Source organism: Allobosea sp. 10L422 (genome assembly GCF_056395345.1).
Genome location: NZ_JBFTJI010000010.1, coordinates 105,371 through 118,386, shown reverse-complemented (window position 1 = coordinate 118,386; position 13,016 = coordinate 105,371). Strand labels below are relative to the sequence as shown.

Genomic DNA, 13,016 nt, shown 5'->3' with positions numbered 1-13,016 from the left:
GTCGTTTCCGGCCGCAACCGGCCCCGCGCAAGCTGGATGCGCCGGGCCCCGCAGCAATGAGTCATGAACGCCGTCCGGCCGAATGGGCCCGATCGACAGGCACCCGTCCTAGCAGCATCAGTGCGTGCTGGCGATATTGGCGGTTGTCGCGGCCGAAGTGAAGCGCACCTGCACGGACCGCCCGCTTTCCGGGGGAGAAGCCAGCCGGGCCCGGAAACGGATCAGTTCGGCGGGCTCCAGGCTCGCCCGCGGTGGCTCCGTCGTCCAGCTGTAGAGCGTCGCGCCGGCCGCATCCTTCACCGCGACCTCGATCAGCGGCACCCTCGCCTTGCTCTTGGTGACGTTGGTGACATCGCCCTCGACCACCAGGAAACGGTTCGCGCCATCCTCGATCAAACCGCTCTCGATGGCGCCCAGGCTCAGGCCTCGCACATTCACCGGCAGCCCGACCGTCTCGAAGACGCTTGCGAGCTGCGGCGCAGCGCGGACGACTGCGTTGCGCTGCCATGCGGCGAAGCCGAGCAGGGCAAGACCCGCGACAGCGGCGGCCGCAGGCAACGCGACGGCACGCTCCCGCAAGCCTTTCGTCGTCGATGCCCCGGCCGAACCACGCCTGGCCGAACCACGCTTGCCGCGTCTCGCGGAAGGCTGGCTGTCGGCGGCAGCTATTTCAGCTTCCGCACCCGCCTTTTCACTGGTTTCGGCGGCAAGCGCCGTGATCTCGGCGTCGATGGCGGCGGCGCGCTCCATCTCCTCTGCCAGCAGGGCTTTCGTCTCCTCCTCGCTGGGTGCGTCAGGAAAGACGGCGACTGGCGCGACATGCCATGCGGTCTTGCAGCTCGCGCAGCGCACCTTTCGGCCTTCCGGCCCCAGTTTGGCCGCGTCGAGTTCATACTGGCTGGCGCAGGATGGGCAGACGATCAGCATGGGCTTTCGGGCAATCTCTTCGCAACGATGGCCGGGTGTCTCCGGTACGCTTCGGTCCGGGATCCGCTCTTCGGAGCCTGGCGCAACGACAGGCGCTGAAGCACGGATGACGGCGAACGGAAATGCCCGCTGCTATTGGCACGATTTATGGTTAACGCCCCGTGAAGAATCTGTAGCGCAAACTGCTCCCCTCGTGCGGTTCCGGGCCGGCTTGCTTGCGGTGTAGGATCGGCCCGGATACGCGTTTCGCTGAATGAGGAAGACCGCTTGGTTCGGTTCGAAAATGTCGGCCTGCGTTATGGCATGGGACCGGAGGTGCTGAAGGACATCAACTTCAGCATCGCACCGCGCTCGTTCCAGTATCTCACCGGCCCTTCCGGTGCCGGCAAGACGACGTTGATGCGCCTTATCCTGATGGCGTTGAAGCCGACACGCGGGCTGGTGAACCTGTTCGGCCAGGACGTCTCGCGCCTCGATGCCGACACGCTCACCGCCTTTCGCCGCCGCATGGGCGTGGTCTTCCAGGATTTCCGCCTGCTCGATCATCTCACCGTCTACGAGAATGTCGCGCTGCCCTTGCGCGTGCTCGGCAAGGAGGAGGCGAGCTATCGCGCCGAGGTCGTCGAATTACTGCGATGGGTCGGGCTCGGCGAGCGCATGCATGCCGTGCCGCCCGTGCTCTCAGGCGGCGAGAAGCAGCGCGCCGCCATCGCCCGCGCCCTGATCGGCCGTCCGGAACTGTTGCTTGCCGACGAGCCCACCGGCAATGTCGATCCCGGTCTCGGCCGGCGGCTGCTCCGGCTGTTCATGGAGCTGCAATCGCTCGGCACCGCAGTGATCATCGCGACGCATGATCTCAACCTGATGGAAATCTACGACGCGCCGCGCCTCGTGCTGGCCGATGGGCAGCTGCATGTCGATGCCTGAGCCCGGCCATCACGAACCGGAGCATGCGGAAAGGGCGCTGCCGCCCAATCTGCGGCGCGACCTGCCACTCGTGCCTGTCGACACCGTTGCCGGCCGCGCGCTGATGGCGGTGATCGCGATCCTGACCTTCCTCGCTGCGCTCAGCGCCGGCGCCGCCGTGCTCGCCGCGCGCGCTTCCGATCAGTGGCGGGGAGCCATTTCCAACGAGATGACCATTCAGATCCGGCCTGATTCGCATCGCAGCATCGATGACGATGTCGCGCGCGCCGTGGCGATGGCGCAGGCGCTCGACGGCATCGACAGCGTGCGCGCCGTTCCCAAGGCCGAATCGGACAAGCTGCTCGAACCCTGGCTCGGCACGGGCCTCGACCTCGTCGAGCTGCCGATTCCGCGCCTGATCGTGCTCAAGCTCAAGGGCGGCGCCAGCCCGGATCTTGCGAGTTTCGGGCCGACGCTGCGCCGCGAGGTGCCGACGGCGATCCTCGACGATCACCGGCTCTGGGTCCGGCGCCTTTCGGCCATGGCCGGCACCATCGTCGCCTCCGGCTTCGCGATCGTGCTGCTGGTGCTGACGGCGGCCGCGCTCGCCGTCGCCTTCGCCACACGCGGCGCGATGGCGGGCAGCCGCGACAGTGTCGAAGTGCTGCATTTCGTCGGCGCCGATGACGGTTTCATCGCGCGCGAATTCCAGAGCCGCTTCATCAGGCTGGGACTCAAGGGTGGCGCATTCGGCGGCCTCGCAGCGATCCTCGCCATCGCCCTCATCGGCTTCATTGTCTCGCGCTGGCGCACGGCACCGGAAGCCGAGCAGTTGCAGGCTCTGTTCGGTGCCTTCGAGATCGGCTGGGCCGGCTATGCCGCAGTGCTTCTTGTCGCGGTTGTGGTCGCCGCGATTGCCGGCCTCGTCTCGCGCTTCACCGTCCGTCACTATCTGCGGATGCTGTCATGAGCGAGCGCGGAGCGGCGGCCGGTCGTCAACCGATCCTTCACTCCTGCGGCGGGAGCCGGCATGTTGCCGCCGCCGTTATGCCCGAATGCCGGGTTATGCCAGCAATATCATGGCCATGATCGGCAGCACCAAGCGCGATCTCTCGATCGAGCCGCCGGATTCAGCGGCCCGGCGCTCGACGCCGGCCGCAGGCCTGTCCCTGCGTCGCATCCTGGCACTGGCCGTGGCTGCACTCGCCGCCGCCGGCACGCTGCTGCTCGGCCTCGGCTATGTCAGCTTCGCCTCGGGCATCGACGCGCAGGAGCCGGCGGCGACGCCCCGCACCGACGCGATCGTCGTGGTCACCGGCGGCGCCCAGCGCATCGGCGATGCCATCGGCCTGCTCGGGGCCGATCGCGGCGCCCGCCTCCTGATCAGCGGCGTCAACGAGAAGACGAGCCGCGAGGAACTCGCCAAGCTCAACCCCGCCTCGCGCGACCTGCTGAATTGCTGCGTCGACCTCGATTATCGCGCCCGCAACACCATCGGAAACGCCATCGAGGCCCGGCGCTGGGTCCGTCAGCATGGTTTCCGCTCGCTGCTGGTCGTGACCTCGAACTACCACATGCCCCGCACAGTCGCGGAATTCGCCCATGCCATGCCGGGCGTGACGCTGATCCCCCACCCGGTCGTGACCGAGCATCTCGACACGACGGGCTGGTGGTATCGCTGGGCGACGATCAAGGTTCTCGCGCCGGAATATGTGAAATATCTCGTTGCGCGTCTGCGCAGCCTCATCGAACGCGATCCCGAGAATTCGCGGCTCTCGGTGATCACCGGCGGCCGCAAGCCTGTCTCGTCGAAGCCGGCGGAGCTTCTGGGGCCAGCGGCCGAGAAGCGGTCGCGGCTGCCGGGCCATTTCCGCCACGAGGGCTGAGCCCCGAAAACCGCGCAGGCGCTTGACCGGAGCCGCATCTCAGGCTCATTGCGCAGCATGCTCGTTCTGCGCTCCCTCGCCTTCAACACGCTGTTCTATGCCAATCTCGTCCTGTGGCTGATCTTCATCATCCTGCCCGCGCTGTTTCTGCCCAAGCGGATCCTGCTGGCCGCGGCGATCGCCTGGTCGCGTTCCTCGCTCTGGCTGCTGCGCGTGGTCGCCGGCACGCGCTACGAGGTCACCGGCATCGAAAACATTCCGCAGGGCGGCCTGATGGTGGCGGCGAAGCATCAGTCCTTCGTCGAGACCTTCACACTCATCACCTTATTCCCGGACCCCGTTTTCATCCTGAAGCGCGAGCTGACCTGGATCCCGCTCTTCGGCTGGGCTCTGAATCGGCTGCGCATGATTCCCGTCAATCGCGGAGCCCGCGCCCGCGCCCTGTCCGATGTGACCCGCCGCGCCAAGGTCGAGCTGGGCCAGAACGGCCGTCAGCTGCTGATTTTCCCGGAAGGCACGCGCCGCCCTCCCGGCGCGCCACCGGCCTACAAGTTCGGCGCCGCCCATCTCTACGCCGAGCTCGGCGTTCCCTGCGTCCCCGTCGCACTCAACACCGGTCTCTATTGGCCACGCCGAAAGTTCCTGCGCCGCCCCGGCACGATCCGCATCGAGATCCTGCCACCGATCATGCCCGGCCTCGGCAAGCTCGCCTTTCAGCGTGAGCTGCAGGAACGAATCGAAACGGCCTGCGACAGGCTGCTGGCGCAGGGGCGTGCGGAGCTCGCCGCGCTCGGCCTCGACCCGCTCGCGACGCAGGCTCCTGACAAGCCCTGACAGCAGAGATGACGCCGTCCCGGAGGCTGCCGGGTCCGACGCTTGACTTATCCCCATGTCGTTCCCATTTTGTTCCCATCACGGAGGAACGGACATGGCCGCTCTCGCCTATCGCTACACCCCCGATCTCTTCGACGAGCCGCTGGAGCGTCGGGCCGAGAAGCGAAATCGTCTTTTCGGAGAGATTCGACGCTCGAACAAGGAGATGGATCGCCGCTTCGCGCCCGAGGAGACGCAGGACGATCTGGTGGCGCGCGAGATGCCGCTGCGCAGCACAGCCGGCCTCGGCGAGCGCCGCTTCACCGCCTGGCGCGGCCGGTCCGGCCGGCGCTATGTCGCGTCGGTGTTCTCCATCGACGATGTTCATGCGCTCGGCTTCATCGACGCCGTGCTGCTCGCAGTCTCGCCCGATCGGCGCATCATCGCGGCGCGCGATTCCGGCCCCTTCGGCGTCGAGGCGGCCCTGAGCCGCTGGCAGCGCGCGATTATGGCTGCGGGCGCCGCCGAGATCCATGTGCACCTTCTCGCCGAGGATGGCCTGAGCCGTCGCGCCGCGCTGCTCGACCTGATGCCGGAAGCCAGCCCGGAGGGCTGATCAGCCGCGCGCCAAGGGCGGATGCGGGGCGCCCAGGCCGGGCGCCAGCTCCTGCGCGAGGCAGGCCAGGACCGGGTCGTAGATCCCCATCTTGCGCAGATGCTCATGCGTCCGCAGCACATAGTCCGGGTTCTCGCCGGACTGGCCCTTTCCCTCCCTAACGAGCTTGAGCAACTGGGCGGGCGGCAGCTTGCCGGCATATTGCAGATGCTTGCGATCGGCCACATAGACCAGCCCGCGCGCCTGGCGGCCATCCTCCAGCCTGAGCGGAACATGGCGCTCGAGATAGACGGCCGTCGCCTGCTCGCGCGCCCTCAGATAGTCCACGGTCTCCTTCGCCTGCGCCGCAGCGACCCGGAAGGCGAGCCCCCGGCAGACACCGCCGCGATCGAGCCCCAGCACCAGGCCCGGCCGCTCGGGCGTGCCGCGATGCACATGCGAGAAGACGCAGAGCGAGCGGTGATAGCCGTGCAGCCGCGCCTGTACGCTTTCTTCGAAGGGAAAGCCCGGCCGCCAGATCAGCGAGCCGTAGCCGAAGACCCAGAGATCGGTCGCGCCGAATTCGGTCGTCATCGCCATCCCATAATTTAGCCGCGCCAGCCTGCTTGCTGGGCCCCGCAGTCCAGCAAGGCCCTCGCCGCTCTGGCGCCGGTTCCTGCGGCGAGCTAAGGCATCGGACCGAAAAGTGAAACTCGGTTTTCGGACGAAAACGATGCCACATTGAAGAGCGATATCGCCAGGGCCGTCTTCGCCCTGGCGATATCGCGCGCCGCCCGCCTCCGCGCAAGGAACGCCTGCCGCATGACCGATCCCCTTCCGACGCGCCGTCACAGCCGCTTCTGGCTCTACGGTCCCACGCTTCTGCTCGTCATCCTGGCCGCCGCCTGGTCCGCCTTCTGGTTCTACGCGCGGGGCCGCGCCACGGCCGAGATCGATGCCGCCCTGGCGCGCGAGGCCGAGCGCGGCCGCACCTGGACCTGCACCGATCGCACGATCGGCGGCTATCCATTCAGAATCGAGCTGCGCTGCAATGCGCTCGCGCTGACCTCGACGCGCTGGGGAGACGCCGTCCGCGTCGAGACCGGTCCCGCCGTCGCCGTCGGCCAGATCTATTCGCCCAGCCTCGTGATTTTCGAGCTCACCAGCCCCGCCAAGGTCACCCTGCCGGAAGGCCGCTCGCTCGCGCTCACCTGGAGCAATCTCGATGCCAGCCTCGCCTGGCGCAATCCCGAGCGCTTCGCTCTCGTCGCCAGCGACCTGACAGCCGTTCAGACGGCGCCCGGCCTGAATCCGGAGACCTGGAGCAGCAAATCCCTGGAGACCCATCTGCGCCGCAATCCATCTCGGCCAGCTACCGACCAGGCCGTCGACATCGCCCTCACGGCCAAGGGGACGGTCCTGCCGCCGATCGACGCGCTGCTCGGCAACACCGATACCGGCGAGATCGCGCTGGATGCGACGCTGACCCAGGCCGAGGCCTTCCGCAAAGGCTTCAACCCCGATGCGCTGGAAAACTGGCGCGGCGCCAACGGGGCCTTCGAGCTGACCCGCCTCGTCTCGACCAAGGGCAAGGCCCGCGTCGACGGCAGCGGTGTGTTGCAGCTCGACCCGATGCGTCGCGTCTCCGGCGACCTCCGGCTGGCCGCAGCAGGCATCGAGCAGATCGGCGGGATGCGCATCGGCAACCTGCTCGGAGGGCTCGGCGGCCTTCTCGGCGGCCGCGGCGCGGAGAAGTCGGCGGCACCCGGCCTCACCCCGCTGCCGCCGGTGTCGCTGCGCGACGGCCGGGTCTTCATCGGGCCCTTCCGGCTGCCGCTCCAGCCGCTGCCGCCGCTCTACTGAGCACAAAAAAGGGGCGCCGAGGCGCCCCTTGCTCGTTCTGTGATGCGGCGCCGGCTCAGGCGGCCGGCAGGGCCGCACGCGGCGCCTCGATGCGGGTGATGGCCTTCTTGACCGCCTCCTGCACCTTCTCGAAGGCGCGCACTTCGATCTGGCGCACGCGCTCGCGCGAAACGCCGAACTCCTCGGAGAGCTGCTCCAGCGTGATCGGATCCTCGGCGAGACGACGCGCCTCGAAGATCCGGCGCTCGCGCGGGTTCAGCACTGCGAGCGCCTCGTGCAGAGCCGTATGACGGTTGCTGCTCTCCTGCGAATCGGCGAGGCGGCGCTCCTGGCTCTCGGAATCATCGACCAGCCAGTCCTGCCATTCGCCCTCGCCATCCTCGCGCAATGGTGTGTTGAGCGAAGCGTCGCCGCCGAGGCGGCGGTTCATCTCGACCACATCCTGCTCGTTGACGCCGAGCTTGGTCGCGATCTGCTTGACCTGATCGGGGCGCAGATCGCCCTCGCCCAGCGCCGAGATCTTGCTCTTGGCCTTGCGCAGGTTGAAGAACAGCTTCTTCTGGTTGGCCGTGGTGCCCATCTTCACCAGCGACCAGGAGCGCAGGATGTACTCTTGAATCGAGGCTTTGATCCACCACATCGCATAGGTGGCGAGGCGGAACCCCTTGTCAGGCTCGAAGCGCTTGACCGCCTGCATCAGGCCGACATTGCCTTCGGATACGACTTCGCCGATCGGCAGGCCGTAGCCGCGATAGCCCATGGCGATCTTGGCGACGAGGCGAAGATGCGAGGTAACGAGCTTGTGCGCCGCATCGCGGTCGCCATGCTCGCGCCAGCGCTTGGCCAGCATGTATTCCTCGCTCGGTTCCAGCATCGGGAACTTGCGGATTTCGTCGAGATAACGTGACAGCCCGCCTTCGGCGGACAGGACAGGCAGCGAAGCACTCGCCATGCGCGTGTCTCCTCATCAAGGCTCCCGCTGTGCGGCAGGCCCACCGCGCGATCAACCTTCGCGCAGGTTTCGGATGATGCGAGTAAATCCAACGCAGCAACTGCTGTGGAGTTCGGCTGGACTGATCGCGTGCGGCGCCCCCTTGGCCATCCGCATCCGACAACCCCAGTATATGCGAACTCAGTCTGGCGGAAAGGTGGCAGAGAAGCCAGATTGACTCACAGCGTCGCGAGCGCGGTTTGCAGATTCGCAAAATCCCTGGGCGGCTCGGACTCGAACAGCATTTCCTCGCCCGTGGCGGGATGCGCAAAGCCCAGGATGGCGGCATGCAATGCCTGGCGCCCCAGCGCGGCGAGCGCCGCCCGCGCGTCCGCGGGCAGTCGCACCGCCTTGGTGACGAATCCCGAGCCGTAGAGCTGGTCGCCGAGCAGCGGGTGGCCGATATGGCTCATATGCACGCGGATCTGATGCGTGCGCCCAGTCTCCAGCCGGCACTCGATCAGGCTCGCCAGCGGCTCGGTCTCGTCGAGCCCCTTGAGCAGGGGCGGGTAGCGCTCGATCAATTCTATGTGCGTGATCGCCTCGCGGCCACGCCCCTCCTTGACCACCATCATCTTCTCGCGATTGCGGTTCGATCGCTCGATCGGCGCATCGATCGTGCCCTGGTGCAGCCTCGGCACGCCCCAGACGATGGCGAGATAGGCCCGCTGCAGCGGGCCGGTGCGGCCGTGATCGGCGAACTGCTTGGCGAGCTTCTGATGCGCCTGATCGTTCTTGGCGACGACGAGCAGTCCGCTGGTATCCTTGTCGAGCCGGTGCACGATGCCCGGCCGCCGGACGCCGCCGATGCCGGAGAGGCTCTCGCCGCAATGCGCGATCAGCGCGTTGACGAGCGTACCATCCTCATGGCCCCCCGCCGGATGGACGACCAGCCCCGCCGGCTTGTCGATGACGATGAGATGTTCGTCCTCATAGACGACATCGAGCGGGATATCCTGCCCGATGGGCTCGGCCGGCTTGGCCTCGGGCATGATGAGGGCGAGTTCGTCGCCTTCGACAACCTTGCGGCTCCCGTCGCTGACGACGGCGCCGTTGAGGCGGACGCCGCCCTCCTTGATGACGTGCTGCAGCCGCGCACGTGAAATCTCGCCCGCGAGCAGCGCGAGTGCCTTGTCGAGGCGTTGGCCGGCCTGTTCGGGGCCGACCTGCAGGGTCACGCTGGCATTCGGATCGAGAACGGATGTCATCGCGCCGCTATACGTTGCATGCGGCGGGACCGCACGCCTTTTCCGCGTCCGTGACAAAACCTCCGCAGTCATCCTGGGTCGAACTGGGGGCAACCGGGATGCTTGCGGAGGGTAGCGATACGAACTGGCTCAGCCGAACAGGCGGAAGCCGCTCTTCTTCGGCTCCGGCGGCGGCTCGTCGTCCGGCCCCGGGTCATCAGGCGCATGCGAGACCGGGAAGATCACCGGCTTGGGCGGCGCGGCTTCGCGCGCAACCGCCGCAGGCTTGACCGTTGGGGCCGATGTGACTTCGGCGGCACGTGCTTCGGCCGGCTTCGCGGCCTCCACCACCACGTCGACCGGTTTCGCCGCGGCAGCCGGCTTCAGCTCCTCCTTGGGAGGGGGCTGCACCACCGCTGCGGCCGGCTCCGGCTTCGGTTCTTCCTTCGGTCCGGGCGCAGCCGGGGGCGCAACCGCCGCGGGCTCGATCGTCGTCGCCGAGACCGGCTTGATCTCGATCAGCTTGGTCGAATCGTCGAGGTCGACCAGCACGTCGTCGAGTGCCTGAGGCGGGCTCCCCAGCGTCGCCGGCGGCACGGTCCAGACGAAGGCGTCGAGCCGTCCCGTAATCGGCGAGACCGGCATCCAATGGTCGGAGACCAGCCCGTCCGCGACCCAGGCCGCATCATGCGGTGCCCGCGTCGCCCGCGCCAGCCATTCGCGAACCCGGCCAGCGGCGCCATGCTCGGCTTCCTCAAGCTCCGCCATCAGCAGGCAGGCGCGCACCGAGGCGCCGCCGGCTAGCAGCGGCTTCAGGGTCTCGCGCGCCTTCTGGAATTCGCGCGCCTGGATCGCGGCGCCGGCCAGCGCCAACACGCTTTCGGGGTCGGCCGGCCGCAGCTTCGACAAGGTGGTCGCACGGTTGAGCCGGTCGAGCGCACTGTCACCCGGCCGCGCGTCGAGATAGGCGGCCGCGATATCGGGATGCGGAGCTTCGCGCCAGGCGGCCTCCAGCAGCCTGGACGCCTTGCGGACATCTCCGCGCTCCGACAGCATCCGTCCGGCAAGCGCGGCGGCCGGCGTCAGCGACGGCGCGAGCTTCACCGCCTCGAGAGCGGCAGCGAGCGCCTTCTCCGGCTCACGGTCCCGCTCCTGCAGAGCTTCGGCCGCGAGCAGCACGGCGCGCTGGCGTCGCGCCTCCGCCTTGTCGGCAAGCCGCAGCGCGGCGCGGCGCTCGACGGCCGTGCGCGCCGCCTGCCAGTCGCCGGCATTGGTATGAAAATCGAGCAGCGCATCATTGGCCCAGGCGAGCGAAGGAGAGCGGCGCACGGCGTCATCGGCGAAGGCGCGGGCCGCCGCCATGTCGCCGCGGCGCTTGGCCTCGACGAAGAGACCGCGCAGGCCGAGCACGCGCGTCTCCGGCTTGTCGAGCATGGCCTTGAAGGCAGCCTCCGCCTGACCGCGATCGCCTGAGAGCTGCGCCGTCTGCGCTTCCAGCAGCAGCGTCAATGGCTCGTTCGGCACGAAACGGCGCGCTTCGCTGGTATAGCGCCCGGCCGCGACGGGATCGCCCGCGCCGATCGCGACCATGCCGCGCGAGACGGCCTCGAAGCCGCGCGCCCGACGCCTGGCGCGCGAGGACAGGCTGAAGGCCGAGGGCAGGCCGAAGACGAAGCGCAGCACCGCCCAGACCAGCAGCACGATGAACGCAAGCGCCACGACGCCGACCGCGGCAATCGCGACGCTGGTCTCGATACGGTAGCCCTGCCAGAGCACCGAGACCTCGCCCGGACGATCCGCAAGCCACACCGCGCCGAAGGCAAGGCAGGCGAAGACGGCGAGATAGATGAGAACGCGAACCATGGACCCTCTATCCTCCGTCAGCCGGCGGCGCCGAGCGCCGCGACCGCATCCTGCGCGATCTTGGCGATCGCCGCATCCGCCGCAGCCCGTTTCTGTAGATCGGCGCCGAAATCCGCACTGGCACGGCGCGCCGGCTCGGGCAACTGTCCCCACAGTGCCGCAGCCTTCGGCATGTCGCCGGCCGCAATGGCGGCATCGAGCCGGATCGGCAATGTCGCCGGATCGTTCGAGCCGTTATCGCCGACCGGGCGGACCGTGACGATCCGGCTGGCGAGGCCGAGGAGTTTGTCCGACCAGCTGCCGGATTGCGGCGTGACCTCGCGCTGGAACATCACACCATGCTTGCGGAAGCCCGTAAGCAGGGCCTGTTGTGTCGGCGCACCTGAAGAAGCGACGGCGGCTAGAGCCGTCAGATCGGCTTGCGCGACGCCGCTCTTCGCCAGCGCCGCGACGTCGCCGACGAAAGGACGTCCGCCGGCGAGCGCACGCTGCACCCGCTCGGCCAAGACGACCCGCGCCGCGGCGGTCGCTTCGGGGCCGATCGCGGCCGCGCTCTTCGCCTGCGCCTCGACCGCGCCGACGCGACCCGTGATCTGGTCGAGTCGCTGCCCGAGCGCCGCTGTCGCCGCCTCTGCCCGCTGGGCCTGGGCCGCGAAGGCGCTCGTATCGGGCGCAGATGCGTTGCCGAGGGCCCCCAGCTTGCCGGCGAGCGCTTGCATCTCCGAGCCCGCTTTCGTCACCGCGTCCGACGCGGCGGTCGCCTTGCGGTCGGCCAGCGCGATGCTGGTCTGCACGGCATCGATCCGGTTGCGCAGCTCGGCGATCTGCTCGCCGGTCGCCGCCGGGCTGACCCGATTCAGCGCCAGGAACACGCCGCCCGCTCCGATGATTCCGCCGACAAGCCCGGCTGCGATCAAGTGCAGCCAGGGCGTTCCCGCCGGCGGCTGGCGCTCGCCGGCATCTCGCTGCGGCTCGACGGGCGGCGGCCTGAATTCCTGCGGCAGCGCCTCCGTCGGCGCAATCGCTTCCGGGGGATGGGCGTCTGCATGAGCGGTATCAGGCGCTGCTGCAGGCGCTTCCTCCTCGGCCTTGAGCTCGATGGTCGGCGGGGTGCGTTTGAGGCTGCCGTGCGGCTCCGGCCGGGCGGGGTCGGATGCGCCGGCCCGCGCGGAAACCTGTTCCAGCGCGGCAAGCATCCCCGCCTCCTCCGGGTGCTCGGCGACAAGCACCGTGCTGGCACCCGCCGCGATCAGCGGTGCCGCAACATCAGCCGACATGACGACATGGGTGAGCTCGAGCGCCGCGTCCGAGACACCGGCGGCCTGTGCCAGTGCGATGAAGGTGCGGGCCCCGCGCGCCGAATAGTGGAGAGCCGCATCGCCCGGCTGACCATGCCGCAGCGCGGCTTGCGTATCCTCGGGCAGGACGGTGACGGGCTCGGCCGCATAGGCGGTCCAGAGCGTCACCGCGTAGCCGGCTTCCTTGAGCCGGTCCGGCACATCCTCCTTGCGATCGCGCCCGACGATCATCAGCAGCTTCGCTGGAGCCGGAAGCGTCCGCTTGATCAATTCGATCAGGTCGTCGCGGTCGCCATCGGCACTGCGCGCATCGTCGAGTCCGGCTTCGCGGACCCTGGCCGCCGTTCGCGCACCGACGGTGAAGACCGGCAGGTCACGCCAGCCGGCCGGCCCTTCGGTGAGTGCCGGGATGGCGTTGCCGCTCGTCAGCACGATCGCGTCGAACGCAGCCTCCGGTGCTGCTCCGGGCAGCCGCACTACGTCGAAGAGCGGCGCGAGCACAGGCTCGAAACCATGATCGGCAATGGCGCGCGCGGTCCGTTCGGCATCGGGGCGGGGACGGAAGACGAAAACGCGCATTCACAGCTCCTGACAAGAAGGGCAACGACCACCGGACGATGCGCAAACGATGCAGCGAACCGCGTTCGATCCGCATTGAGGCGGAACAATGATGCCGTGCATGCCGTC

General features: G+C 68.4%; 12 protein-coding genes. 6 read left to right on the top strand and 6 right to left on the bottom strand.

The annotated features are described in order from the left end of the window. Positions 1-117: 117 nt before the first annotated feature. Positions 118-927 (bottom strand): zinc-ribbon domain-containing protein, encoded by an 810-nt coding sequence (locus AC1DEZ_RS19365; RefSeq protein ID WP_476780459.1) that lies wholly within the window; start codon positions 925-927, stop codon positions 118-120. Positions 928-1,230: 303 nt separating this feature from the next. Here AC1DEZ_RS19365 and ftsE point away from each other — a divergent pair, with 303 nt between their 5' ends. The 5 genes from ftsE (at position 1,231) to AC1DEZ_RS19340 (ending at position 5,148) form a co-directional block, all read left to right on the top strand. Beyond that, on the top strand, positions 1,231-1,854 hold the full coding sequence (ftsE, locus tag AC1DEZ_RS19360; RefSeq protein WP_441514015.1) for a cell division ATP-binding protein FtsE: 624 nt from the start codon (positions 1,231-1,233) through the stop codon (positions 1,852-1,854). Then, positions 1,841-2,803: a cell division protein FtsX gene (locus AC1DEZ_RS19355; RefSeq protein WP_476780458.1), complete on the top strand. Its 963-nt coding sequence runs from the start codon at positions 1,841-1,843 to the stop codon at positions 2,801-2,803. The genes ftsE and AC1DEZ_RS19355 overlap by 14 nt, the downstream gene beginning before the upstream one ends. Positions 2,804-2,918: 115 nt before the next feature. Further along, positions 2,919-3,719 (top strand): YdcF family protein, encoded by an 801-nt coding sequence (locus AC1DEZ_RS19350; RefSeq protein ID WP_476780457.1) that lies wholly within the window; start codon positions 2,919-2,921, stop codon positions 3,717-3,719. 57 nt (positions 3,720-3,776) lie between these two features. Next, positions 3,777-4,553: a lysophospholipid acyltransferase family protein gene (locus AC1DEZ_RS19345; protein WP_441513970.1), complete on the top strand. Its 777-nt coding sequence runs from the start codon at positions 3,777-3,779 to the stop codon at positions 4,551-4,553. 94 nt (positions 4,554-4,647) lie between these two features. Then, entirely contained in the window at positions 4,648-5,148 is a 501-nt protein-coding gene (locus tag AC1DEZ_RS19340; protein ID WP_476780456.1) for a hypothetical protein, read from the top strand. Here the strand turns inward: AC1DEZ_RS19340 and AC1DEZ_RS19335 are convergent, their stop codons facing one another. Next, positions 5,149-5,721: a gamma-glutamylcyclotransferase gene (locus tag AC1DEZ_RS19335; RefSeq protein WP_441513968.1), complete on the bottom strand. Its 573-nt coding sequence runs from the start codon at positions 5,719-5,721 to the stop codon at positions 5,149-5,151. A gap of 228 nt (positions 5,722-5,949) precedes the next feature. Here AC1DEZ_RS19335 and AC1DEZ_RS19330 point away from each other — a divergent pair, with 228 nt between their 5' ends. Beyond that, entirely contained in the window at positions 5,950-6,990 is a 1,041-nt protein-coding gene (locus AC1DEZ_RS19330; protein WP_476780455.1) for a DUF2125 domain-containing protein, read from the top strand. Positions 6,991-7,045: 55 nt separating this feature from the next. Here AC1DEZ_RS19330 and rpoH read toward each other — a convergent pair whose 3' ends face one another. The 4 genes from rpoH to AC1DEZ_RS19310 all read right to left on the bottom strand — a co-directional run bounded on the left by rpoH (position 7,046) and on the right by AC1DEZ_RS19310 (position 12,908). Further along, positions 7,046-7,942: an RNA polymerase sigma factor RpoH gene (gene rpoH, locus AC1DEZ_RS19325; protein WP_441513966.1), complete on the bottom strand. Its 897-nt coding sequence runs from the start codon at positions 7,940-7,942 to the stop codon at positions 7,046-7,048. Positions 7,943-8,160: 218 nt separating this feature from the next. After that, positions 8,161-9,189, bottom strand: coding sequence for an RluA family pseudouridine synthase (locus AC1DEZ_RS19320; RefSeq protein ID WP_476780454.1), 1,029 nt, complete (start codon positions 9,187-9,189; stop codon positions 8,161-8,163). A 129-nt stretch (positions 9,190-9,318) separates the two neighbouring features. Beyond that, on the bottom strand, positions 9,319-11,031 hold the full coding sequence (locus tag AC1DEZ_RS19315) for a heme biosynthesis HemY N-terminal domain-containing protein (RefSeq protein WP_476780453.1): 1,713 nt from the start codon (positions 11,029-11,031) through the stop codon (positions 9,319-9,321). 17 nt (positions 11,032-11,048) lie between these two features. Continuing rightward, entirely contained in the window at positions 11,049-12,908 is a 1,860-nt protein-coding gene (locus AC1DEZ_RS19310; RefSeq protein WP_476780452.1) for a uroporphyrinogen-III synthase, read from the bottom strand. Positions 12,909-13,016 lie beyond the last annotated feature (108 nt).